Below are 24,882 nucleotides of genomic sequence, written 5' to 3'. Positions count from 1 at the left end.
AAAAGTGCCCCAGAGTTAAGGAATTCGTGAGATATTGGGCTATTTTTTTGCTTTTCAACCGAAAAAAGCCTGTCAGGCAAAAAACGCACCTGACAGGCATGAAATCACCCTTGCGGGCATTGTGATGTCAGAGGTAAACCACCAATCCCACCATCACCGCAGTAAGTACCAGTGACAAATGGATCACACCTTTGACACTGGCCATTGGACCCATTTTGCCAAACAATGCGTTGAGTTCTATCACCACTGCCAACGCCAGTGCTGCCAATAAGCCGTTAGACCAGCCACTGGTCACTGGAATCATTCCGGCCGCCACCGCGGCACCATGCTTGGATGCCAGCATACAAAACAACATGGGTGCTGAAAATAAAGTATTGGTTCGCGAAGCCAAACCTGCCTTGGCGGCACATGAGGCCACATCACCTGAGGTCAGGCCAAGAACCACTTTTTGGTTGGGCCAGATGACCAGCCACACATTGAGCATCATGAAGGTACCCAGCAACGCACCCAACAAGATCCAGCCGTTGACGGAGGCTCCAAGTACACCCAACAACACAACACCGGTGATAAAAGTCATCATGGCACCCCAACGAAACCACCACAGTGCCCGAGTGGCCAACTTGGCTTTCACATCAGGCAATGCTTCCTGAGCGGCTTCTTTGAAATATTCACCTTGAACGAAATTGAAATAATACAGCAATCCAATCCATGTGATGCCAAACAAACCGTGCCCCCAACGGGCCAACAGATCCACCCAAACGTTATCCATGCTACCTCCTCTTGTTATTAAAAAAATGTTAAAGCATTGTAGTTGAGAATGCCATGACGGGTCAATTAAAATATTGATATACAACACTTTTTACCCACTCACTCTGATTATCCCTAACACTCAGGTAGGCACAAAAACGTCCTGACATCATCTGCTGTTGTCAGAAAATGACGACATAAGCACTGTCATTTTCACACAACACAATGGTCAATCCGCTATTCAATCATCTCCAACAAAATCATAATATGTGCATCACAGTATATCTGTATTCTATTATTATTAACAAAGGGAGAAAAGACATGAAACGCAATCATTTAGAACAAACCCAGCAACGTTCAATCATCCGCCATCATTTAAGACTGGCACTCAGTCTGACATTATTGTCAGGTGCAGGCTTGGCAGACGAAGCCCACCTGCATGATGCCGCCACCCGCATATCCAATGACATGGCGGTTTTTGAAGACACTCGCTTACTGGCAAAAGAACGTGGAGTCAACATCAAAGATGTACGCCAGGCATTGGCGTTCCAGGATCAGTTCGCCAGCTATTTCGCCGAGCTTTTGGAGAAATATCCCAATCAAATCGCCCGCGTCTGGCTGGAACCTGCACCCTATCAGGATGCCCACATTCAGTTTGTAGGCAAAGCACCTGCCATTCAAGCACCTGCCAATGTAAACTTGTTTGGAGGTGGCAGCTACAGCATGCAGGAACAACAAGAACGCGCTGCACTTTTGTCAAAACTCTTGCGAGCCAATAACCACAGCAACTTCCTCACTTACTTTGATCAGCAAAGCGGACAGATCAAACTGGAAATGAAAACCAGCAGGGCTGCAAAAGCCATGTCATTGACGGATTTGTCTGATACTTTGTCGGCTGGCTTCAATGGCCTGGATATGGACGACAACAGATTGGCAAAAAGTCTTTCGATCAATGACATTGACTATGAGGTCATCATTGGAGAAGGTGAGATTTATGATTTTGACTATGCACGTGGTGGTGAATGGCTGACTGATGATGGTGGTAAAGAATGCACCAGTGGCTGGGCTGTTTCCGGCCCCAACGGAAACGGCATCATCACGGCAGCACACTGTACGGGGCTAAATGGTTTGGACCACCACTACACCACTTCAGACCCGACCATGACATTTCGTTCTCAGGAACGTGGCAACGGTGATGTGGAATATCACACCACCAGTCACTCTGAGGTCGCAGAATATTATGCCCGCGAAGATGAAGTCAGAGATGTCACTGGTATCAAATGGACCATCCTGATGTTACCAGGCCAATCAGTATGTGAATACGGCCGTTCGGACAATGTTCGCAGCTGTAATCATGATGTGATTGCCACCGGGGTCACCACCACCTTCACCGATGGGGTAACCGTCAGCAATCTGGTACGGGTTTCCGGTGATGACTCCATTGGTGGAGACAGCGGCGGTCCTTGGTCGTGGGGTACGGTGGCCTGGGGCGTGCACAGTGGCTCCAACGGCAGCACGTCTGTGTTTACCCCGGTACAACGGGCACAGTCAGAGTTGAATGTCACCATCCTGACTCAATAAAGCTGTATCCACAACCCACCGCAAAGCCTGGCATCTGCCAGGCTTTGTTGCATTAACATTTCTATCGGAACAAACAAAAACCATTACCTGAAGCCAATATGCTGCCATGTTGGCTTTAACTCTCTGGTGATTGCTCACGCTGCAAAGTATTTGCTGATGACTGACTCTGCTTGACGCATTGAATCAAGAGTTCAGAACATGTCTGTATCGAACTCCATGACTTAAGAACCACGAATGACAGGCTGTCATTTGTTAAAATAGATGACTTAGCGTCCTGAATATGGGTTACCCCTTGACAATACGCATGCGTATGGTGACAATTAAAAACATCCTTTTTATCGACTGAATACTTATGATTTTCAAAGACTCCAAAGTCGCTGTGATTGACGGCTTAAGAACACCGTTCATGAAAGCCCCAACTGGCAAAGCCCAGGACCTCAAAGCCTATGATCTGGCCAGAGAGGCCATCAATAACATCAAACACCGTTATCCTTTTTTACAGGATGAATGTGACCTGGTGACCATGGGTACTGTGATACAGAACGCATCAACGTCCAACATCGCCCGAGAATCTATGATTGGAGCTGGACTGAATCTGAACACTCCTGCTTACTCAGTAACCATGGCCTGTATTTCCGCCAATGTCGCCATCACCAACAGCGCCATTGCGATTCAGTCAGGTTCAGCTAAAATAGCCCTGGCTGGCGGCGTGGAATCATCATCAGATGCCCCGGTCCGAATCACACACAAACTAAAGAAAACCCTCCTCCAGGCACAAAAAGCCAAAGGCATCAAAGGTTTCTGGCAAGTCTTTAAAGACTTCAAATTCAATTCACTGGCTCCTGAAGCACCTGCCATTGCTGAGTTTTCCACAGGACTGACCATGGGCGCGGACGCCGATCAGCTGGCCGCCAAATTTGGTATCAGCCGAAAACAACAAGACGAATTTGCCTTGCGTTCTCATCAAAACGCAGCAGCAGCCTGGGAAGCCGGTGAATTTGATCAGGAAGTCTGTCCTCTACCCATTCCTCCCACATTTGATGTGGTTAAACAAGATGACACCTTCTATGCCAATTCATCACTGGAAAAACTGAGCACCCTGAGGCCGGCTTTTGTTCGGCCACATGGCACCATCACTGCTGGGAATGCCTCACCCATTACCGATGGCGCGGCAGTGAGTTTGCTGATGGATCTGGATGAAGCCAAATCCCGAAAATTGAAACCTCAGGTGGTGATCGAAGGTTTTGCTTTTTCTGGCCAGAACCCTCAAGGTGAATTATTGCTCGGACCTGCATACACCATGCCTCAATTACTGAACGAAGCCGGATTGACAATCGCAGACATTGATGTTTTTGAAATACATGAAGCATTTGCCGGACAGGTACTGGCCAACCTGGCGGCCCTGGAAGACGAAACCTTCTGTAAAGACAACCTGGGCCTGAATGGTGCTTTTGGCACCATTCCGATGGACAAGGTCAATACACAAGGTGGCTCTTTGTCGCTGGGACACCCGTTTGGAGCCACCGGCTCACGGCTGTTGACCAGCGCCACAAGAAGACTGGTACAGGAAAAAGGTAAATACGCGCTGATCAGCGCTTGTGCAGCAGGCGGACTGGGTTCATCAATCTTACTGAAGAGAATAGGATAATCATCATGGCAAACTTTACGCTCACCAAAGACAACAACATCGCCACCATCTGGATGGACCAAAAAGGATCCGAAGTAAACACCCTGTCGGTTAAGATGCTCGATCACTTCAGCCAACTGCTGGATGACATAGAAAGTGACAGCGAAATCAAAGCTGCCGTACTGATTTCCAGGAAAGACAATTGCTTCATTGCCGGTGCTGACATCAAAGACCTCATGGCCATTGAAGACTCCAAGGAAGTGGAAAACCTATCACGGGAAGGCAACAAAATACTGTTGCGGCTGTCCAGGTTAAAAAAACCTGTGATCGCAGCCATCAATGGTGCTTGTCTGGGCGGTGGCCTGGAAGTGGCCATGGCTTGTCACTATCGGATTGCCACCACCGACAAAAAAACAGTGCTGGGCTTACCAGAAATGAAAATCGGCTTACTGCCAGGTGGCGGCGGCACTCAACGACTGGTCAGATTAACCAATCTGCGCTATGCCCTGGATGCTTTACTGACCGGCAAAAACATCTACCCTTTCAGCGCCAAAAAATCAGGCTTGGTTGACTCACTGGTGCACAAAGAAGGATTGCATCAGGCTGCGCTGCAAGTGGCAGCCAGACCAATCAAGCGCAAGAACAAGAAATTGAGCCTGATAGACAAAGCCCTGAACACCTCAGCGGGTCGAAACTATGTATTGAAAAAAGCCCGCGAGACTGTGATGCGTAAAACCCGTGGCAATTACCCGGCTCCTTTGAAAATTCTGGACTGTGTGGAAACCGGCCTGGAACACGGTCTGGAAGCAGGCCTGGAAGCCGAAGCAATTGGTTTTGGCGAATTGCACGCCACTCAGGCATCAAAGAGCCTGATCAATCTGTTCATGGCCATGCAGGAAAACAAAAAACTCAAAAACAACACCAAAACCGAAAATGTTGACAGCCTGGCCATGATTGGTGCGGGCTTTATGGGTGCTGGCATCACTGAAGTATCCATCAAAAATGGATATGACGTGGTGCTCAAGGACATTTCTCACGAAGGTCTGGCCGCCGCTTTAAAAACCATCTGGTCTGATTTCAGCAAGCTGGTCAAGAAAAAAGCCATGGGCGCCGTGGAACGTGACCGACTGATGTCACGGGTGAAAACCACCATCAATGATGAGGATCTGAATGCCTCAGATCTGATCATTGAAGCTGTGTTTGAAGACATCGAGTTAAAACAACGGATATTAGCCGACGTGGAAAAACGATGCAAAAAAAGCACCATTTTTGCCACCAACACTTCCTCACTGCCTCTGGAACACATCACTGCCAATGCCGCCCACCCTCAAAATGTCGTGGGCATGCATTACTTCTCTCCAGTACCCAAAATGCCTTTGCTGGAATTGATTGTCACTGACAAAACCTCCAAAAAAGCCAGACAGATGGCGACCAACGTCGGAATTAAACAAGGCAAAACTGTGGTCGTTGTTAAAGATGGACCAGGATTCTTTACCACCCGTGTTCTCTCAGCTCTGACCCACGAAGCCATCAAGGTACTTCATGACGGGGCTGAAATTGAACAGGTGGACAATGCCATGAAAGACTGGGGATTCCCTGTTGGTCCGTTGGCACTGATGGATGAAGTAGGCATCGATGTAGGTGCGCACATTGCCAGGGGCGCGCTGGGCGACATGTTCACTGAACGCGGTATCGAACAGGATGACACAGTACAAAAACTGGCTGATGCCAAATTGTATGGGCGCAAAGCAGGTAAAGGCTTCTACACCTATCCGAAAAAAGGCCGGAAATCCGTTAACAAAGACATTTATCGTTTTTTTGGTGGCGAGGAACGCAAACCCATGGCCAAACAGACCATTCAGCACAGAATTGGCCTGTCCTTCGTGAATGAGTGTGTTCGTTGTCTGGAGGAAGGCATCTTGTTTACCGCCAGCGATGGTGATTTGGCTGCCATACTGGGCCTTGGCTTCCCGCCGTTTACTGGCGGCCCATTCAGCTACATTGACCATCAGGGAGCTGATGAGATTCTCAAAATCCTGCAGTCTTTGAATGAGCAGCACGGTAAACGTTTTGAGCCTGCTGACTTATTGGTCAAACACGCCAAGGATAATACCCCGTTTGTTGGCTGACTGAATGCCCAACAAAAAACGACCACAAGCCCATCAGGACCTGCCTGGTGGGTTTTTTTGTTACACAATAACAGTCGTTCTCAGGCGCTGAGCTGATTATCCGGGCCGCCTCCAGGTTTTTTGGACACGTCATCTGCATGGTCTTTGTAGTTAGCCACAACCACGGCATTTTTGCCATTGCTCTTGGCTTTGTACAGCGCTTTATCTGCCCGGTTAAGGGTGTCATTCAATAATGATTCCTGCCGTACCCACTGTGCCACACCCAAAGAAACCGTCAGGTTGATTTTTAAATTCTGATTGATGATGAAGGTGTGTTCAGCAACTATTTTAACGATCTTGTTGGCCACCTGATGAGCTTCAAATAAACCAGTGATTGGCAACAACACCACAAATTCTTCACCACCCCAACGGTAAACGCTGTCTGATCGTCTGATGAAGCTGTTGATCAGAGCACTGAGTTGCTTGAGCACTTCATCTCCGGCCACGTGACCGTAGCGGTCGTTGATTTCTTTAAAATCATCAATATCCAGCATAATCACTGAAAAATCACTGCCCGAAGTCAAACAGAAATCCAATTCACGATTCGAATTGATGGCAAATGCCCGTCTGTTAAATAGTCCGGTTAAATCATCTGTGAGGTTTTCATGAATCATGACCTTCTTGACTTTCTTGTGGTAGCGCCCCCACTTGGTCACCCCATAAGCTCCCATGCTGTAACCAATGATCAACATCATCCCAGATACGTACCAGACCAGATTTGAAGGAATCTGGTAAGCAAAAGAAATCGCCACCAATGACAAGGCAAGATAGCAAATAAAGAAACTCATGGCCATGGCACGGCCATTCAGCTTTTTGGCATTCAAGTCATTGACGATGAAAAAGTAATACGTCAGGGTGGCCAAAAAGGCATACACTCCAACCAACACCCAATCAGGTTGTTGCTGTCGACTAAAGAAAAAATCAAAACCAAACACCACCAAGATACCCAAGGCGACAAAAAGCCCAAGATAAACGCCAATTCGCATGGCCATTGAAGACTGCTTCTTAGCTGTAACTGTTTGGTTCATACACGACACACTGTACTTATTGAAATCATTATAGCCGTAAAAAATGATGATTTTCTGTGATTGACCTCTCATTAGACCCAGCACACAGGCGCCTGGCTGGCATCAGGACAAAAAAAAAGGCCGGATAAACCGGCCTTCTCTTTGCAATGGTGTTGTATCTGTCGCAGTATTAACGTTTCGAGAACTGGACTGAACGACGGGCCTTTCGCAGACCGACTTTCTTTCTTTCCACTTTACGTGCATCACGGGTGAGGAAAGAGTGCTCTTTCAGCTGAGGCTTCAGCGACTCATCTGATTCCAGCAATGCCCTGGACAGACCCAGGCGGATTGCACCAGCCTGACCGGTGGTACCACCACCAACCACTGTGGCTTTGATGTCATACTGTTCCAGCATGCCAAGTTTTTCCAAAGGCTGTCTGACCACCATTCTGGCGGTTTCACGTCCAAAGTAATCACTGATTTCTTTGTCGTTAATGATGATTTTGCCTGAACCAGGAGTCAAAAAGACGCGCGCAGATGATGATTTTCGTCTGCCAGTTCCATAATATTGTTGAGTTGCCATGATAGTCTTATACCTCTAATACTTTAGGTTCTTGTGCTTCGTGCGGGTGATTAGGACCAGCATACACTTTCAGTTTACGGTACATTTGACGGCCCAGTGAGTTTTTCGGCAACATGCCTTTAACTGCTTTCTCCAGAACCCGTTCAGGGTGTTTGGCCAACAAATCTTTCAGGTTAATTGATTTCAGGTTACCCACGTATCCTGTGTGGTGATGATACATTTTATCATTCAATTTATTACCGGTTACCGCTACTTTTTCAGCGTTAACAACCACAATGTAATCACCGGTATCTACGTGAGGGGTGAATTCAGGTTTGTGCTTACCACGAAGCCTTAAAGCAATTTCAGAGGCCATGCGACCCAAAGTTTTACCTTCGGCATCAATCAAAAACCATTCGCGATTGATTTCTTCTGCTTTTGCGCTAAATGTTTTCATATTAATCTACGTTTTTTTAATTATTGGGCTTGTCCGGAGATTGTGCCCTCAGACCACGCCATTTACAAAGAGCGGGAATGGTACTTAATTCGGCGTTTGGATGCAAGTATTTTGTTGATTAATTTATGTACCTGGCGCTGCTTTGCCCACGATTCATTTCAACATAAAGCAGCATCACTCCAGAGCGTACGTATTCAGTGATTTCATAAAAATCCAACTCCTCTGCTTCCAGGCCCTCCAGGTCATGGTCAATCCGGGCGATCTTATCCATATCCTGGATGAATTCCTGACCGTCAGCACTCAACTCAGCGGTCACCAATCCAGCTGTTCCCAAGCCGGACAGAAAAGTGGCCACCCACTCACTGAGGATTTCCACCCTTTGTATCAAAGTGCTGTCATCCTGAGGTAACAATAACTCAAATGAATAATCATCTTTGGCCAATTGCTCTTTGGCATAATCAAACACCGCGGACATGACGTGCTGCAAATTAGAATCACTGGCATTTTCAATGCAGTAGTCATCACTGATGTGTTTCAGCCAATGTTCAAATGGCAAAGCTTTGTTGGCACACAGAGCAGCGCTGGCCTGGGCATGTAATTCTGACGGCGATGCCAGCACACCGATTCCTTTCAAATGTTCGGCAAATGGCTGATAGGGAATCATTTTCTCGTTTAATCCTTATTTTGTGATGTATTTTATGATATTTTTCATTAACTTGTGATATTTTTCTCACAAGCTTGTTGACCTTTTCGGGTGAACAATCTATATTGATTCATTGAACATGGCTTATTGTGCCAATTTTAATCTCAACATGCGGCGACCACAATGGAAGATTTAAAACAATTAGAACTCACCGTCAATCAATTGATTGAGTTCCTGGACAAAATCAAAGCTGAAAACCATGCGTTGAAAAGCAAAATGGAAGAGTTGTCGCAGGAAAAATCTTTATTGATGCAAAAAAATGACCAGGCCAAAAACCGCCTGGAGTCTATGATATCCCGATTGAAGACATTAGAGCAAACCGCATGAGTCAAGCAAAAATCAAAGTCCGCATCCTTAACCGGGAATACCAGTTTGCCTGCGAGGATGATGAGCGTTCATCTTTGTTATCTGCTGCAGACTACCTGGATAAAACCATGCAAAGCATCAAGGACAACAACAGCACCATGGCGGCTGATAAAATTGCCCTGATGGCTGCGTTGAACATTTCACACGAACTGATTAAGTCTCAATCCACCAACCAATTTTACGACACCGAAGTATTAACCACCGTCAAAAAACTCAACGATAAACTTGAACAAGCCCTGACCAACGATTAAAATAACTTCAATGGTGTTGACTGCCGTGTTCGAGGTATATAAGCATATGCCTTGGCCCTAATTATATTTAACAGGAATCTTTTTTTTAATGTCAGTGTGCATGCTCATCAATAGATGTGAGAAGCCTGAGACAGTGATGGAATTTTCCGCCTTGTACCTTTGGTACCAAGGACGCCAGTATATCACGGCACAGGTGGTCAACATCACCATCATTCCGACAACACTTCGTTGCCATTACCATGCTAAAAACTGAACTCAGGGCAGATTTACGACAACGTCGTGCTGCCATACGTGATGACGAAAGGAGCGGCCTCAACCGCCGCCTGATCAGACACATCAGCGCATCTTCACTTTGGCAGGAAGCCAGACATGTGGGCCTGTACCTGGCCTTTAACCGAGAAGCAGACATCACTGCCCTGCTCGAGCAATCAGACGACAAAAACCTCTACCTGCCAGCCATTTCGGGCAAGCTGATGCAATTTCAGCCAGTGACCAGTCAAATGCAGATGGAAACCCTGTCTTACGGCCTGCAGCAACCTGTTTTTATCCCGGGTGCATCACAACCGGACATTGATCTGTATCTGATGCCTTTGCTTGGTTTTGATGGCAATGGCAACCGACTGGGCATGGGCGGAGGATACTATGACCGTTATTTTGCCGAACATCATGCGGGTATACGTGCCGGCATTGCATATGCCTGCCAACAGGTTCAGCAATTGCCCACTGACCCCTGGGATGTTACACTTCAGCACATCTTCACCGAACAGGGACACCATGAATTCTGAACAACTGAAAAAACAAGTCGCCGAGGCTGCATTGGCCTACATCAATGATTACGACATGGTGATTGGTATCGGCACCGGCTCCACAGTTAATCAACTGATTGACTTGCTGCCTCAAGTCAAAAACCGCATTGAAGCGGTGGTTTCCAGCTCTGAAGCCTCAACCGAAAGACTCGAAGCCCTTGGCTTCAACGTCAAAGCACTGAACCAGACCGGCGACTTATCCCTGTACATTGACGGCGCAGATGAATGTGACGCCCACAACCGCCTCATCAAAGGTGGTGGTGGTGCCTTGACCCGTGAAAAAATCATCGCCGCGGCAAGCAAACAATTCGTTTGTATCATTGATGAAAGTAAGTGTGTCGATTTGCTCGGCGCCTTTCCTTTGCCCATAGAAGTGCTGCCCATGGCCCGCAGCTTTGTGGCCAGACAAATGGTCAAACTCGGCGGTCAACCGATTTACCGGGAAGGCTTTGTCACTGATGAAGGCAATCAGATCATTGACATCCACAACCTGAAAATCCTTGATCCGGTGGAACTGGAGCTGAAAATCAACCAAATTCCCGGGGTGGTCACCAATGGACTATTCGCCGGCCGCAAAGCCGACGTGACCCTGATCGCGCAAAACGACGGCACCGTCAGAACGCAGTGATCAACTGACATTAAAAAGATGTTTGCAATGGTTGGGCTTGGTACCTCAGCCCTACCTGCGTGGTGCTGTTTTGACACATGTGAAAACGGGTATTGAAGTCCACGCTTCGTGGTACCTTTTTAAGCGTCGGCTTCAGCCGAGGTCAATGAATGAACTTGTGCTCATCAGGACTCAAAAATAAACAATCCCAACAATTCATCGTCATCCAGGGCAAAGCGCAGTTCCTTGAAAATGCGGTCGGTCTTGATTTGGGTGGGGTTGAGTTCACGGGTGAACTGCATGTCCCGGTCCAGCCGGTATGACACCACCACCGACAGGTATGCCGGATCACCGGTGGTCTCAAATTGTTCAATCCGAAACGCCGAAACAGCCTCATTTTCGATCTGCTCAATCACCGCTTTGCTGTTTTCATACATCTGTTCAAGTTTCATGTTCACTTCCACTCCTGGTGCTGTTGTCTTTTATTGATATTGAGACGCCACAGACATTATCAAAGGCCAACAGCCAAAAAACTGAACCACAACACAACGTCAGGCGACATGCTGTTATGATGAATTTCTCAAAATACTCAGATGTTCACAGCCTGATTCAGATTTTGCGTTATGATGCGTTCTTTCTTAATGAGACAAGGAGCAATCATGAACAAAGCAATGATCCTCGGACTGACCGTCAGCCTGTATGCCAGCAACGCCCTGGCCGGCGCCTGTGATGCCGGCAGCCCTGAAGAAATGGCTGTCTTGTACGGTGTGGACACCACTGCGGTGACTGAAGAGGTGACTTACGAACGCAAAACCACCTCTGAGTGCATGTGGACCTTCCAGGATGCCCAAGGCCACGAAATCAGCATCACCTACCGCACCTTTGATAAAACCGAAAAAATCACCAATCCTGATTTTTTCAAAAACAACCAAAAATACCTGGTGGACAATGGTAACAAGGTCGGCAAAATCGAACTGAGCTACCATTTCGAGCCTTTTGAGAACACCGAGCACGGCATCCTTTCCAATGAATTTGGCAGCAAGTACACCCGCACCCTGCAATACATCTGGATCGAAGGCGAACAACGTCGCCTGGGCGTTACCTACAACACTTCAGTCAATGACGAAGGCCACGTGGCCACACCCACTGAAGCGGGCATCCGCAAAGCCGTGGCCATTTTTACTGATTGAATCCACAAAGAGCGAATCCCTGGCGTAATTCCAGGGATCATGCATTGCGTTTGACAACGTGGACTGAAGAACACGCTTCAGAATAAACGTTGGAGCGTCGGCTTCAGCCGACGTCACTACAGATCAACCACCAAAGATAAAATCAATCGCTGCCTGACCGGCACCAACTGTTCCCTGATACAACTCTGAATACTTGCACCTGTGACAGGTGATGACCCGGTATTTCTCGTTTTGGACATCAAACAAAGCACTGATGCCACCGCCTGAGGCCCTGATCTGCCGCTCTTCATATTCCCTGTGACCACAGGCCCGACACTGATAATCAGCAGTCGGCTCCCTGAGTTTAAGCTCAGCCTTCAAATCGCCCAGTAAACCCAGGTATTCATCAGAATTGACTTTGGAAAGGCGGATGTGCTCCACCAGGGCATCATAAGACAGGCCCTTGATGTCTTCTTTTTGAATAATGGTTTGCATTGATAACTCCTTGTTTTTATTTCATCAATAAACCCAGCTTAGCATTGATCATTGCCTGCTGACATGTGCCAGAATATTCATTACCTCAGAAATCACCTTCACCAATCAAGCGTCGGTTTCAACCGACGGTTTTGTCTGTTTGCCATTGGCCTTATCTACTCAACATTGTCAATACTGTGAATCAGTCAGAGCTGATGTCACGAGTTGAGGATAACGTGGACTGAAGTCCACGCTCCAGAACAACTGTTGGAGCGTTGGCTTCAGCCGACGTTGTAATATATGTTGGCCCAGAGTCCTGACCAAAGAGCATGTTATCAGGGTAAAGGGTATAATTTGGAAATGGCCTTATGCAGTTTAAATGAACCGGGTTGATCCACCGACTTGGTCAATTCATCTGCATATGATTGAATCACAGCAGTTAACTTTGTTGCTGAGATGGCTGATCCTGAATAGTGAACCTGGGAATTCAACCTATTGGCTAAACGCCAAACCTGATGAATAAAAGATTCCAGATTCTCAATGGGCATGGAAGCCAGCAAATAACCCAACTGCACTTCATCAATCACAGGGTCTTCATTCTTGAAGTAAAACAACTCCTGTCCATCAGAGAAGGTGTAAACATTAATTAAGGTATCCGTTTGACATTTTTCAACCTGGTCTGAACGCAACATGTAAAACACATCTCCCTCAGAAAAGCCGGTTCTTTTGAAACCCAATTCATACAGAATTTTTGCCAGTTGTGAAAACCGCACATTCAATGGACTCAATGAAACAAAAATTTCTTCATATTCTTTCAGATTCATAAGATCAGTGCCTGTTCTTCATGCCTGGGTTCAGCTACCGGCCTGGCGCATCAACCATTGTTTGATCAATGGCATGAGGTTTATACCATCCTTACACGTACTCCGCAGCCACCTCAACAAGATGCATGCCATGTAACATCATGAAGGTGTTTTTTACATGATTTCAAGTTTCGACCCAAACTCTTCTCCATCGTCATCAATAAAGCTCATTTTAAGTATGGTTTTTCCAATGTCAAACCAGATGGCTGAAGGAATGAGTTGATCAGCATCACCTGTGCACTCTATGCTGTTCACCTGACAACCCAGTACATCATGCTGCTCACCAAGATCAATAACGAGGTCATCTTCCAGATCTTCTGCAATGACTGCTTGTTCCCACTCTTCCCAAAAGCCAATGAAGGCATCCAGGAAAAATCTTTGCCACAGTTTTTTTTCTTTCAACTTAAGTAAAACCAGAATCAACTCTGCAGGGTCATCAGAGGAATAGATTCCGTAAAAAGCTTCCACCGTCAGACCCGATAAAACATGACAATTGAAGGCAGAGTCATTAACCAGTCTATCACCTTCCATTGTAAACCCCCTTCAAATAATAATTGAACTCAGAATGCTCACTTGCGGATTCCATCTGCACTCATCATTGCTCAATGATATCATCAGGCCTTCAGATTATCCACACTGGCTTATTTCCAACTGGCCACACAAGTATTGAAATCACCTCACCAACGCTCTGTGCATTCTGACAGTACGAATTTGGCTGCGCAAAGATTGATGTCATGAGTTAATGCAAAAGTAGACTTAATAACACGCTCCAGATTAAACCTTGGAGCGTCGGCTTCAGCCGACGTTGAAGTGTTTGCAGGTCATGCCCCCCCAATGACCATCGTCAGTATGGTGGGTCAAACCAATCTGATGATACAAGCTGATGAAAACGTGGACTGAAGCCCCGCTCCATAGCCGCTCTGTTCAATATGGCAGTAAACGATGAATACGGGTTCAGCTACCGGCCTGGCGCATCAACCATTGTTTGATCAATGGCATTTGATTGATGGCATTCATGCCAGTACCACGAAGCCAGCCTGCGACCGGTTGCTGACTGGTGAACAGGTGATGTAAGACGTTCATCATTTCTGAGGTCTTAAATACTTCGGCCTGCCGCTCTCGCTGGTATTTACGCAAAGCGCGGGCCAGGGATTCAGGATCCCTGAGGCCATATGTACTGATCCTCCTGATCAGACACTGTCCGTCCTCGATACCCAGGTTGACACCCTGCCCAGCCAAAGGGTGAATGGTGTGGGCTGCATCACCAACCAGCACCACCCGACCTTGATGATAATGACGGGCATACATTTGACGCAATGGAAAGGCTGCCCGTTCACTGATCAGACTCAGTTCACCCAGGTTTCGGTTAATGTGGATCTGCAGGGCACGTTCAAATCGGGCCACATCACAATTCAGCCAGTGGCCCACCTGATCATTGGGTAATGACCAGACCACAGAAAATAAACCAGACTCATTCATCGGCAGAATACCAACCGGCCCGGATGCATTGAATGATTGCAGCGCGGTGCTGGCTGGTGCGTCACTCAATTGAATCAGACAGACCAGACCTTTTTGTTCATAGTCTTTGGTTTTCAGTGGTATGTTCAGTGATTCACGAACCGTGGATTGCGCGCCTTCAGCTACCACCAACAGTCCAGCAGACAGCTGTTCCCGGTCCGCTAAGCTGACCCGCACTTTGCGTTCACTTTGTGACCATTCAGAGATCGAGGTTTGTTGAAAAACCTTGATGTCCGGGCAGGTGCTAACAGCCTGCCATGCTGCTGCCACCAGGTGATCGTTTTCGATGATCGCGCCCAGAACACCCTCCCCACTTTGCTCAAAAGCCAGTTCACCGGTTGAACGGTTATCCCAGACTTGCATGTGTTTATAGTAACCCAGCCGTTCAGCCATCAAGCCAGTCATCACGCCCAAATCATCCAACACTTTTAAGTTGTGCCGTGAAATCGCAGATACCCGAAGTTGACGTGGTGATTCAGCGGAAAATACAGGTGCTGAATTGCGGTCCAGTAAGGCCACTGAAAAGCCTGCTTTGGCCAATCCAAGTGCAGTGATGGCACCGACCATTCCGGCACCGCTGATGATGACATCAGTATGGTTCATATCAGTAATTCAAACCTCCGGCCAATTCATACAGCCTTTTTTTCAGCGTTGGGCTGCTGTCGATCGCCAACAACCCCAATGAACGTAACCCGGCGATCACCGGCTCATCAATTTTAAACCAGGTCATCAGATCATCGGTATAGTTCAACACCTGTTGCTGATCAGGCAATGAAGCCACCTGGTATTCAGCCAGTAATTTTTCCGCACCTAAATCACCGCCATGAGCATGGGCTTCTGTGAGGAGTTGGGTCAACCTCCTGACTCCACGAACCGCCAGATTCAGTCCCTGGGCTGATACCGGACTGACGGCATGAGCCGCATTACCCATCAACACCACGCGGTTGGCATATTGCCGCTCTACCCTGACTTGGTGCAACGGATAACTGTGGCGCTGTCCAATCTGCATAAAACGCCCAAGGCGCTGACCGAAAGCGGCCTGTGCAGCATTTATGAACCTGCCTTCGTCCATGGCCAGTAAGCGGCCTGCCTGTTCATGTGTATTGGACCACACCAACCCCATTCGATCACCAAAAGGCAACAAGGCGAATGGACCTGTACGGGTCAGCCTTTCATAAGCGCGATTGCGGTGCGGCTGTTCGGTTTTCAGGTTACAGATAATGGCAGTCTTTTCATAAGCTTTGGTGTGAGTTGGCAGATTCAGTTGTTGCCGGATTGATGATTGTGCACCATCCGCTGCTATCAGCAACCTGGCCTGCAATTTTTGGCTGAGTTGTTGATGCTTGAACTGTACTGTCACATGCTCATCACTGACTTCGAATGCGGTCAATTCAGCAGGCGCTATGAGGTGTACGCCAGTCGTCTTTTTGACTTGTTGCCACAACACTCCTCCCAACACTTGTGCTTCCACAACATGCCCGAGGGCTTCAACGGAGAATTCATTTTTATCGAACAACACGGTACCAAAGTGGCCCTGGTTGGACACATGAACCTGATCAATAACTGCAGCAGATTGACTGATCGACTGCCAGATGCCCAGATCCTGCCAAAATTGCCTGGATGCCGGGTTGACCACCAGGGTACGGCTGTCAAAACTGTTGTGATGCATGGTCTCTTTGGGCAAACTGGCTTCAAGCATTGCCACCTTGATACCGCTGCGAGCCAACCTGAGAGCAGTGGCCAGCCCAACCATGCCACCACCGACAATGATCACATCGCAGCGATGGTCCTGATCAATGGAGTTATTGTTTGGCGTCATCACTCCTCATGGCACCGATTTTGGCAAAGTACTCTTTGGGTACATTGGTGACATATTCATTGGAAAAACAAGATGAATCAAACCGGTCAATTTTAGGATTACCTTCCATGCAGGCAGCCTCAAGATCCTCAAGGGTCTGATAGATCAATCCGTCAGCACCCAATAATTCACCAATTTCTTCTTCGGTGCGGTTGTGGGCGATGAGCTCTTCAGCCACTGGCATGTCTATGCCATAAACATTGGGATACCGTACTGGTGGTGCTGCTGAGGCAAAAAACACTTTTTTGGCACCGGCTTCACGGGCCATCTGGATGATTTGTCTGGACGTTGTGCCCCGCACAATCGAGTCATCAATGAGCAATACGTTTTTATTGCGAAATTCTAATTCCACCGCGTTGAGTTTGCGTCGTACAGATTTGATGCGCTGTTCCTGACCTGGCATGATGAATGTCCGGCCAATATAACGGTTTTTTATGAAGCCTTCACGAAATTTAACCCCCAGACTGTATGCCATGGGAATGGCACTGGTGCGGGATGATTCAGGAATCGGAATCACCACATCGATGTCTTCATCAGCCCAACGCTCCTTGATCCTTTCTGCCAGTTTTTCACCCATCCGCAAGCGGGCTTTATAAACCGATACATCATCGATCATCGAGTCAGGTCTGGCGAAATAAACGTATTCAAACACACACGGAGACAATTGCGGGTTCTCAGCGCATTGACGGCGGTGCAACTGACGATCATTGGTAATGATGATCGCTTCACCTGGAGCGACATCATCCAGCAATTCAAAATGATGCAAATCAAGGGCAATGCTTTCAGAGGCCACCATGTACTCATCGCCCTCAGCTGACTTGCGCACCCCATAGACCAAGGGCCGGATACCATTGGGGTCACGGAAAGCGACAATGCCATAGCCGGGGATGATCAACACATTGGCATAAGCGCCTTGACAGCGTTTATGCACCCTGGACACTGCGTGAAAGACCGCTTCAGGGGTGATCATCAGGCCAGAAGCATTCTGCAGTTCATGGGCAAATACATTCAGCAGTACCTCAGAATCTGAGTGGGTATTGATGTGTCGTCGATCTTCGGCAAACAGTTCTTTCTTCAATTGCTCTGCGTTGTGCAAATTGCCATTGTGAGCCAAAGCGATGCCAAAAGGAGAGTTCACATAAAATGGCTGAGACTCTTCATAATTACTGGAGCCGGCAGTGGGGTATCGCACATGGCCAATACCGGCATTGCCCTTAAGTATCTGAGCACTTTCTGATTTAAACACGTCACTGACCAATCCATTGTTTTTGACCAGTTCCAACCGGCCATCCTGACAAGTGGCGATACCAGCGGCATCCTGACCACGGTGTTGCAAGATGGTCAGACATTCATAAATGGTTGAGGCAACATGATTGTTGCCAATGATTCCAACAATTCCACACATTATTGCTTGGGTTCCTGTTCTTGGGTATTGGACTGTTCATCGGGGACCGGGGTTTCCGCTCCCTGATGGTCGGGCGATGTCAGAGTCTCTTTGAGTTTTTCTGCATCAATAAAAGAAAAATAACCGGCCAGATCTTCGGGCATTTTAGACTTCACCCAGTCGGCCATTTTAGAAAACTGAGGCTGTAATCTGGACTCGTTCCACCAGGGATCCTGGGTAAATGGCGTGGCCTGTAAAAACAACACCATCGCAGTGACTGCAATGATGCCACGTCCCAATCCAAAAAACATGCCAAAGAACCGGTCTGTAGACCCCAAACCGGTTTTGCTGATCATTTGTCCGACCAGATAGTTAATGATGCCACCAACAATCAAAGCAGCCAGGAACAAACCGATAAAAGCGATCAGGTGCCTGGCTGATGGCAACTCTATGACGTTACTTAACCAGCCAGCGCCATCATCCACAAACGTCCAGGCCAACCAGAATGCTCCCACCCAGATCAGCAATGACAACACTTCACGAATCAATCCCCTGAACAAACTCACCACCACTGAGACAATCAGGATGGCAATGATGGTCAGGTCAAACCAGTTCATCAGTTGACCAGCGTGCCCAGTTCATGACTTTTCACCAAACCATCCAGCTTTAACCGGGTTTTGATTTGTTGCTGCAGGTCTTCAGCATCCTGGCGTTCCATCAGCGGCCCCACCCTCAGGCGATACAACTGCACCCCTTTGCTGTTGGTGACCACATCAACGAACCCGGCAAATCCTGCGGCAGACACTTTATTGCGCAATTCAATGGCGTTGTCACGGGAGGAAAAACTTCCCAATTGAACCACCCAACCCAATTGCCCCTGTTCGGCCATAGCGGATACTTCATCTGCCCCCAGAGTAATCACTTTGGGGGTGCCAATGTTCAACTTAAGTCTGTTCACCGCTGACACATAGTCTTCGGCGCGGGACTTATTCTGGTACATTTCCTGTGACCAGACCCGGTACAATTTCAGTCCTGCATTGAATTCCACTATGGCTTTGATGTTATTCTGCAGCAGGCTACTGCGTACCCGTTCGGCATTGGCTTGTTGTGAAAAGCTGCCCAACTTGACGCGATAAACTTCGGTCAATGATTTATCCAATACGGCAGCACCCCGGTCCGAAGTCGGTTGTTGTATTGGTTTTTGCGGCGTGGTTTCAACGGGTTTTGCAACCTCAGTTTGCGCTACCACTGGCTCAGGGGCGGGCTTTTTAACAGGCGGTTCTTCAATCACCTGATCATTGCCCTTGGCTGGTGGTTGTTCGGCAACCGTTGCAGATGAATCGACGGTATTGGCCACGGTAGTTTCAATGTTTCCCTGTGCTTCAACAGGCTCATTGGTTTCTTTTGGGATCAGTATCGCCTGCTGCTGCTCAACGGCCAGTTCGGCTTCTGCTGGCGGCAATTCGACTTTTTGAGCAACCGGCTTATCAATGTCAAATTTTTTAACCTCCAGGCCATTGTCTGGTTCCTGGGGGATGTTGATGCTGATGTTTTTGTTATGCTTTTCTTCAATGTTGCCGTCGAACAACATCGGCACGAAAATCACCGCCAGTGCAATGATCACTGAAGCTCCGATCATGCGCTGTTTTAATTCCTGATCCATGATTCACCTTTATTGATTTTGAAGGGTACTCAATAATGAGACCAGCTCATCGAATGAAAGTTGCTGTTGACCAAATTCACGGTCTTGCAAGGCCTTCACTGCATACTCGTTGTTGGCCAGCTCATTCTCACCAATGATTATAGCGAACCTGGCACCAGATTTATCGGCTTTTTTGAATTGTGATTTGAATGATGCTTTACCCATGTTGACCATCATGTTCAGTCCTGGAATCCTGGCCCGGATGTCTTCTGCCAGTTTGATGGCCACTGCAGACGGGATGCTTTTATCCCTGATCAGGTACACATCAGTTTGTTGCTCGGGATGCCACAGCTCATGATCAATGATCAACTCCACCAGGCGGTCAACGCCCATGGCAAAACCGGTGGCAGGAGTGGCTTTACCGCCCTGCATTTCCACCAGTCGGTCATATCGGCCACCGGCACATATGGTTCCCTGAGCACCCAGGTCATCAGTGATCCACTCAAACACATTGTGGGTATAGTAATCCAGCCCACGGACCAGCTTGGGATTAATCTGATAATCCAGACCGCAGGCATCAAGGATCTCACACAATTCAGCGAAATGCGCCCTGGCATCCACACTGAGGTGATCCTGAATCATAGGCGCTTGCTCAATCACCGGCTTTAATGCCGGATTTTTAGAGTCCAGAATCCGCAGAGGGTTACTGTACAAGCGGCTTCTGGCCTCCTCATCCAACAACTCCAGGTGGGCTTCAAAATGTTTGATTAACACCTCACGATACGCATCCCGACAAGCTGGTGTACCCAGCGAATTGAGCTCCAGCCGAACGTTCTTTATGCCCAATTGGTCCCACATGTGCCTGGTTAACAACAAAAGCTCCGCATCAACATCGGGTCCTTCAAAACCAAAAACTTCTACACCCACCTGAGAAAACTGCCGGTTGCGGCCTTTCTGGGGTTTTTCATATCGAAACATCGGGCAGTTGTACCACAGCTTTTGTGGGTCATTGAATAACAAGCCATTCTGCAAGGCCAGCCTGACCGTAGACGCGGTCCCTTCCGGACGCATGGATACCGATACACCTTTGCGGTTTTCAAAAGTGAACATCTCTTTTTCAACCACGTCAGTTACTTCACCAATGGCTGAATGGAACAAGGCAGTTTCTTCAAGTATCGGAAAGCGAATTTCCTGATAGCCATATTCACTGAGGATGCGGGTCACAGTGGCTTCCAGTTTTTGCCAGACCCATACCTGATCGGGAGTTACATCGTACATCCCACGCAATCGATTGATTTTTTTACTCAAAACTTAATCCGTTCCTGAACAGTGAGGTATGATCCGGGAAATTCATTCACTTCCCGGATGTGAAGTGAATATGGCCACAACGATCATATCGTTTAATTTTACGCTCGACCTGTCAAAGTCATGCTGACGCGGGTCAGTTCATTACTGTCACATCAGATCGGCGGATAGACTGCAGAACAGGCCAGCTTATGCGGGCTGATCCAGCAGTTCACTGGTTGCTGCGTTTCAGCGTATGATTTTGATTGAACACACCATCAACCATCAACCATCAACCAGGGTTTTGTGGCCAGTCGAAGTCAGCAATGTCACGACGCATAAATGGCTGTAAATCTATATTGGCATCATTGATCATTAACCGGGTATTCCTGGCATTACCGATCCGCACATGAACCGGTTGGGCTGAGTGAAACTGACGCACACCCGGCTCAAGCAAATCATGAACAACATTCTCTCCATCGGTTGTTTTGATGGAAACCCAGGCCTCCTCGAGAATTTCTAACTCGATGGAAAAACCAGCCATTTGTTGTAATTCTGTGTCATCAACATTGAGCTGTTCATCAACGGCACTGTCATCATCACTGATCGAGGCTTCATCCGTGACTGATGGCTGTACAGATTCTGAACCAGACTCGTTGGTTTCGACTTCCGCCGGCAGTTGCTGAACCTGCATATTGACTTGCGGTAACAACGACGAATAGGTCATTTTGGGTTTCTTGTCAGTGGTTGCATCATCACTGCTGGCATCACTGTCCACCAGCTGCAGATCACTCACATCAATGGCCCCGGCAGGTACCGACCATTTATCCCAGACAAAATAGAAGCTCAACGCCAACATGCCTAACAAAGCCGTGCCTACGGCGTATTTGCCAAGGTGATTAGAACGACTTCTGACCCGTGCCAAAGGACTGCTGGCCATACCATCTGCTGATTTGAAAGATTGCACAGTCAGTAAATGGGCGGGCACCTGACTGAGGATGTGCTGCGGATCAATGCCCAATTCTTTGCAGTAATTGGTCACATGTCCACGAATGAATGTGGGCGCCCCCAGTTTTTCAAATGCGCCTGACTCAATGTAACGGATAAAATCACTGCTGACTTTGATGTGGTCAGCCACCGTTTGTATGCTTTGTTTCTTGTCTTCGCGATATTGCCTGAGCTGGTCAATGGCAATATGACTTTCAAGGTTGGTTTGAGTGTTCATGTTGTGTTTGTGTTTTTTATGATTTTTTTAATTTTCTCAGCTGCACCAGGTATTCATTGGCCAACCGGTCATTCCCCATTTTTTTCTCAACTTCGTATGCCACCTTAAGCACTTTTTCATCCAGCTCAGTCAAGGACTCTAATCGCTGAATAAAGGCCCGGGCCCGCATACTTTCACCCTTCCCCGCGGAAACAATAACCATATTATAAATAGATATGATCATGTTCGGATTCGCTTCCAATGCCTTTCTGAAATGATACTCGGCTTCAGCCTGCTGATCAGCTTTCATCAGACAAACACCAATATTTTCATGAACCGTCTCAGGAGTCCGGTAGAAAGGATTGGCCAGTGTTTTTTTATAGTACCCTACGGCTTCCAGATACTGGCCATTCTGGCACAGATAGGTTCCGTAATTATTGAGTATGTTCGGGTCATTCGGCGCGTATTTGACCGACAACTCATAGTGTCTTTCAGCATCTTTCTGGGCATTCATACTGGTGTAAACCAGCGCAATGGCAGAATGCGCAATCGCCAACTTAGGATTGTGCGCCAAAGCCCTCTTTAATTTTTCCAGAGCGGTGCGGTAATCTTCTCTTTCCAGGTAGGCCACACCCATTTTAACGTTCAGCATGGCTGGGCTGTTTTCCGGTTCCTGCTGGCTGTCTGATTCCTGATATCGCCGGGGTTGACTGGTTTGTGCACATCCTGCCAACACACACAACACACACATCAGCCATATCCATCTGTATCGCTTCATACCACCTCCAATTGTAATTTCTTGATTTGAGAGGAGCGACGGGTGCGATCCATGAATTCTCCGGCCAACTGACCACAGGCGGCAGCGATGTCATCACCACGGGTTTTTCTCACTGTGGCAATGAAGCCTTGTTGCATGCAAATTTGCTTGAACCGTTCAATGGACTCTGGCTTCGACTGTTTGAAGGCTGTGCCTGGAAATGGATTGAATGGTATGAGGTTGATCTTACTGGGCACATCTGACAACAGGCGACACAAGGCACGCGCATGCTCCGGCTGATCATTCATGCCATCAATCAAAGTATATTCAATGGTGATGCGGGTTTTCTTTTTGCCTTCCAGAAAGTCTTTACAAGCACCCAACAATTCAGCGATGTTGTATTTCTTATTCAGTGGAACCAATTGATTGCGCAATTCATCGTAAGGCGCATGCAATGAAATGGCCAGAGCCACATCAGCATCTTCATTAAGCTGCCTGATGTACGGGACCAGGCCTGCTGTACTGACCGTGACCCGACGGTTGGCAAATCCAAACCCAAAGTCATCTCGCATGATGTTCAATGCCGGCAGTACATTTTTGTAGTTTGCCAGCGGCTCACCCATGCCCATCATCACCACGTTGGTGATTTTACGGTTTTTATGGTGGTGCCCCAGTTGTTTGGCAGCAACCCACACCTGGGCAATGATCTCGGCAGTGGTCAAATGCCGGTTAAACCCCTGTGCCCCGGTGGCACAGAAGGTACAATTGAGGGTACACCCTACTTGCGATGAAACGCACAGAGTGCCGCGGTTTTTTTCAGGTATATAGACTGTTTCAACGGCATTTTGCTCATCAACTTTAAGCAGCCATTTGATGGTGCCATCAGTTGATTTCTGTTCACTGAGTAATTCAGGCATCATCAAACTGTACTTGGCTTTGAGCTGTTCTCTGAGTTTGATGCTGAAGTTACTGAAGGCATCAAAGTCCAATTGATGCTCGCCATAAATCCACTTCATTGCCTGCCCTGCACGGAATTTTTGCTCACCCATTCCGGTGAACAAATCTTCCAGACCAGTGCGGTCTAGGTTCAGTAAATTTATGGCGTCATTTTTCAATTTATTTCGTGTCTGATTAATTCAATTCAATTGAAGAAAAGAAGTAAGCAATCTCAACAGCAGCTGTTTCAGGCGCATCTGAACCATGGACAGCGTTGGCATCAATGCTTTCTGCAAAATCAGCCCTGATGGTACCGGCCGCCGCTTCTTTCGGATTGGTGGCACCCATGATGTCGCGATTTTTACTGATGGCATTGTCACCTTCCAGCACCTGGATCATCACCGGGCCTGAAGTCATGAACGCAACCAATTCACCAAAAAAAGGTCTTTCTTTATGCACAGCATAAAAACCTTCAGCCTCTGCCTGACTCAGGTGTTTCATTTTAGCAGCAACGATTTTCAGTCCTGCATCTTCAAATCTTTGGTAAATCTGGCCAATGACGTTTTTCGCAACAGCATCAGGTTTAATGATTGACAAAGTTCTTTCTTTAGACATTTTTTACTCCAAATGGGTACATAAATCAAGATTTTCTTTTAATATCTGAGATTTACGTGCATATTTAAACAATCTTCTTAACATGTGATCAAGCCTGATTTCAAACGGTTGATGAACAACCCCGGCTTTACCACAAAAAAACCCGCGCATTGTAACAACTTTATGGTTTATAAGGAACCGCAATTAACGTTTTTTACCCGCTTACAGCGCCCTGATCACAGCACTTCTGACAGTCAGTCAGCATCGCCCAGCACAAGATTCTGAGCACGTTGCGGACTCAGAAACATTCTGGGCTG

Annotated in this window: 27 protein-coding genes and 1 other RNA gene; 9 read left to right on the top strand and 19 right to left on the bottom strand. The window is 47.5% G+C overall.

Annotation, left to right across the window (positions count from 1 at the left end):
- Window positions 1-127 precede the first annotated feature (127 nt).
- The gene (locus B0475_RS14335) at window positions 128-769 is read right to left on the bottom strand and encodes a urate hydroxylase PuuD (RefSeq protein ID WP_077412572.1); all 642 of its coding nucleotides are present in this window, start codon (window positions 767-769) and stop codon (window positions 128-130) included.
- A 299-nt stretch (window positions 770-1,068) separates the two neighbouring features.
- On the opposite strand from B0475_RS14335, the gene B0475_RS14330 reads away from it, so the two are divergent.
- The 3 genes from B0475_RS14330 to B0475_RS14320 all read left to right on the top strand — a co-directional run bounded on the left by B0475_RS14330 (window position 1,069) and on the right by B0475_RS14320 (window position 6,084).
- Complete coding sequence (locus B0475_RS14330) at window positions 1,069-2,328, top strand: S1 family peptidase (RefSeq protein WP_077412571.1); 1,260 nt, start codon at window positions 1,069-1,071, stop codon at window positions 2,326-2,328.
- Window positions 2,329-2,680: 352 nt separating this feature from the next.
- Entirely contained in the window at window positions 2,681-3,976 is a 1,296-nt protein-coding gene (locus B0475_RS14325) for an acetyl-CoA C-acyltransferase (RefSeq protein WP_077412570.1), read from the top strand.
- Between the two features lie 5 nt (window positions 3,977-3,981).
- On the top strand, window positions 3,982-6,084 hold the full coding sequence (locus tag B0475_RS14320) for a 3-hydroxyacyl-CoA dehydrogenase NAD-binding domain-containing protein (protein ID WP_077412569.1): 2,103 nt from the start codon (window positions 3,982-3,984) through the stop codon (window positions 6,082-6,084).
- Window positions 6,085-6,164: 80 nt separating this feature from the next.
- On the opposite strand, the gene B0475_RS14315 is transcribed toward B0475_RS14320, so the two are convergent.
- From B0475_RS14315 to B0475_RS14300, 4 genes are all read right to left on the bottom strand, one after another.
- On the bottom strand, window positions 6,165-7,115 hold the full coding sequence (locus B0475_RS14315) for a GGDEF domain-containing protein (RefSeq protein ID WP_198538305.1): 951 nt from the start codon (window positions 7,113-7,115) through the stop codon (window positions 6,165-6,167).
- 205 nt (window positions 7,116-7,320) lie between these two features.
- A complete protein-coding gene (gene rpsI, locus B0475_RS14310) occupies window positions 7,321-7,713 on the bottom strand; it encodes a 30S ribosomal protein S9 (protein ID WP_077412567.1) in 393 nt (130 codons plus the stop codon).
- A 7-nt stretch (window positions 7,714-7,720) separates the two neighbouring features.
- The gene (gene rplM, locus B0475_RS14305) at window positions 7,721-8,149 is read right to left on the bottom strand and encodes a 50S ribosomal protein L13 (RefSeq protein WP_077412566.1); all 429 of its coding nucleotides are present in this window, start codon (window positions 8,147-8,149) and stop codon (window positions 7,721-7,723) included.
- Between the two features lie 118 nt (window positions 8,150-8,267).
- Window positions 8,268-8,813 (bottom strand): UPF0149 family protein, encoded by a 546-nt coding sequence (locus tag B0475_RS14300; RefSeq protein WP_077412565.1) that lies wholly within the window; start codon window positions 8,811-8,813, stop codon window positions 8,268-8,270.
- Window positions 8,814-8,975: 162 nt separating this feature from the next.
- Between B0475_RS14300 and B0475_RS14295 the strand changes: the two genes are divergently transcribed.
- The 5 genes from B0475_RS14295 to rpiA all read left to right on the top strand — a co-directional run bounded on the left by B0475_RS14295 (window position 8,976) and on the right by rpiA (window position 10,903).
- Window positions 8,976-9,179 (top strand): TIGR02449 family protein, encoded by a 204-nt coding sequence (locus B0475_RS14295; RefSeq protein ID WP_077412564.1) that lies wholly within the window; start codon window positions 8,976-8,978, stop codon window positions 9,177-9,179.
- Complete coding sequence (locus tag B0475_RS14290; RefSeq protein ID WP_077412563.1) at window positions 9,176-9,469, top strand: cell division protein ZapA; 294 nt, start codon at window positions 9,176-9,178, stop codon at window positions 9,467-9,469. Before B0475_RS14295 ends, B0475_RS14290 begins: the two co-directional genes overlap by 4 nt.
- Window positions 9,470-9,483: 14 nt before the next feature.
- Window positions 9,484-9,673: non-coding RNA, 6S RNA (ssrS, locus tag B0475_RS14285), on the top strand.
- A 35-nt stretch (window positions 9,674-9,708) separates the two neighbouring features.
- On the top strand, window positions 9,709-10,254 hold the full coding sequence (locus tag B0475_RS14280) for a 5-formyltetrahydrofolate cyclo-ligase (RefSeq protein ID WP_077412562.1): 546 nt from the start codon (window positions 9,709-9,711) through the stop codon (window positions 10,252-10,254).
- Window positions 10,244-10,903 carry a ribose-5-phosphate isomerase RpiA gene (gene rpiA / locus B0475_RS14275; RefSeq protein WP_077412561.1) on the top strand — a complete coding sequence of 220 codons (660 nt, stop codon included), beginning with the start codon at window positions 10,244-10,246 and terminating at the stop codon, window positions 10,901-10,903. Before B0475_RS14280 ends, rpiA begins: the two co-directional genes overlap by 11 nt.
- Window positions 10,904-11,067: 164 nt before the next feature.
- Here the strand turns inward: rpiA and B0475_RS14270 are convergent, their stop codons facing one another.
- Window positions 11,068-11,334, bottom strand: coding sequence for a hypothetical protein (locus tag B0475_RS14270; RefSeq protein WP_077412560.1), 267 nt, complete (start codon window positions 11,332-11,334; stop codon window positions 11,068-11,070).
- 207 nt (window positions 11,335-11,541) lie between these two features.
- Between B0475_RS14270 and B0475_RS14265 the strand changes: the two genes are divergently transcribed.
- Window positions 11,542-12,072 (top strand): hypothetical protein, encoded by a 531-nt coding sequence (locus tag B0475_RS14265; protein WP_157892984.1) that lies wholly within the window; start codon window positions 11,542-11,544, stop codon window positions 12,070-12,072.
- A 123-nt stretch (window positions 12,073-12,195) separates the two neighbouring features.
- On the opposite strand, the gene B0475_RS14260 is transcribed toward B0475_RS14265, so the two are convergent.
- From B0475_RS14260 to ndk, 13 genes are all read right to left on the bottom strand, one after another.
- Entirely contained in the window at window positions 12,196-12,546 is a 351-nt protein-coding gene (locus B0475_RS14260; protein WP_077412558.1) for a zinc ribbon domain-containing protein, read from the bottom strand.
- Between the two features lie 314 nt (window positions 12,547-12,860).
- Complete coding sequence (locus B0475_RS14255; RefSeq protein WP_077412557.1) at window positions 12,861-13,349, bottom strand: hypothetical protein; 489 nt, start codon at window positions 13,347-13,349, stop codon at window positions 12,861-12,863.
- Window positions 13,350-13,502: 153 nt separating this feature from the next.
- Entirely contained in the window at window positions 13,503-13,919 is a 417-nt protein-coding gene (locus tag B0475_RS14250) for a hypothetical protein (protein WP_077412556.1), read from the bottom strand.
- A gap of 423 nt (window positions 13,920-14,342) precedes the next feature.
- On the bottom strand, window positions 14,343-15,509 hold the full coding sequence (locus B0475_RS14245; protein ID WP_077412555.1) for an FAD-dependent monooxygenase: 1,167 nt from the start codon (window positions 15,507-15,509) through the stop codon (window positions 14,343-14,345).
- Window position 15,510: 1 nt separating this feature from the next.
- Window positions 15,511-16,725 (bottom strand): UbiH/UbiF/VisC/COQ6 family ubiquinone biosynthesis hydroxylase, encoded by a 1,215-nt coding sequence (locus B0475_RS14240; protein ID WP_077412554.1) that lies wholly within the window; start codon window positions 16,723-16,725, stop codon window positions 15,511-15,513.
- Window positions 16,709-18,169 carry an amidophosphoribosyltransferase gene (gene purF, locus B0475_RS14235; protein ID WP_077412553.1) on the bottom strand — a complete coding sequence of 487 codons (1,461 nt, stop codon included), beginning with the start codon at window positions 18,167-18,169 and terminating at the stop codon, window positions 16,709-16,711. Before purF ends, B0475_RS14240 begins: the two co-directional genes overlap by 17 nt.
- On the bottom strand, window positions 18,169-18,765 hold the full coding sequence (locus B0475_RS14230) for a CvpA family protein (protein WP_077412552.1): 597 nt from the start codon (window positions 18,763-18,765) through the stop codon (window positions 18,169-18,171). The genes purF and B0475_RS14230 overlap by 1 nt, the downstream gene beginning before the upstream one ends.
- Window positions 18,765-19,811, bottom strand: a complete 1,047-nt coding sequence (locus B0475_RS14225; RefSeq protein WP_077412551.1) for an SPOR domain-containing protein — start codon at window positions 19,809-19,811, stop codon at window positions 18,765-18,767. Before B0475_RS14225 ends, B0475_RS14230 begins: the two co-directional genes overlap by 1 nt.
- Before the next feature lie 9 nt (window positions 19,812-19,820).
- Window positions 19,821-21,098 (bottom strand): histidine--tRNA ligase, encoded by a 1,278-nt coding sequence (hisS, locus tag B0475_RS14220; RefSeq protein ID WP_077412550.1) that lies wholly within the window; start codon window positions 21,096-21,098, stop codon window positions 19,821-19,823.
- A gap of 268 nt (window positions 21,099-21,366) precedes the next feature.
- On the bottom strand, window positions 21,367-22,299 hold the full coding sequence (locus B0475_RS14215; protein ID WP_077412549.1) for a helix-turn-helix domain-containing protein: 933 nt from the start codon (window positions 22,297-22,299) through the stop codon (window positions 21,367-21,369).
- Window positions 22,300-22,315: 16 nt separating this feature from the next.
- On the bottom strand, window positions 22,316-23,056 hold the full coding sequence (pilW, locus tag B0475_RS14210) for a type IV pilus biogenesis/stability protein PilW (protein ID WP_077412548.1): 741 nt from the start codon (window positions 23,054-23,056) through the stop codon (window positions 22,316-22,318).
- On the bottom strand, window positions 23,053-24,150 hold the full coding sequence (rlmN, locus tag B0475_RS14205) for a 23S rRNA (adenine(2503)-C(2))-methyltransferase RlmN (protein ID WP_077412547.1): 1,098 nt from the start codon (window positions 24,148-24,150) through the stop codon (window positions 23,053-23,055). Before rlmN ends, pilW begins: the two co-directional genes overlap by 4 nt.
- 16 nt (window positions 24,151-24,166) lie before the next feature.
- Window positions 24,167-24,586, bottom strand: coding sequence for a nucleoside-diphosphate kinase (gene ndk, locus B0475_RS14200; RefSeq protein ID WP_077412546.1), 420 nt, complete (start codon window positions 24,584-24,586; stop codon window positions 24,167-24,169).
- Window positions 24,587-24,882: the final 296 nt, after the last annotated feature.

The organism is Marinicella sediminis, from assembly GCF_002000055.1.
Lineage (GTDB): Bacteria > Pseudomonadota > Gammaproteobacteria > Xanthomonadales > Marinicellaceae > Marinicella > Marinicella sediminis.
This window is presented reverse-complemented; position numbering and strand designations above follow the sequence as displayed.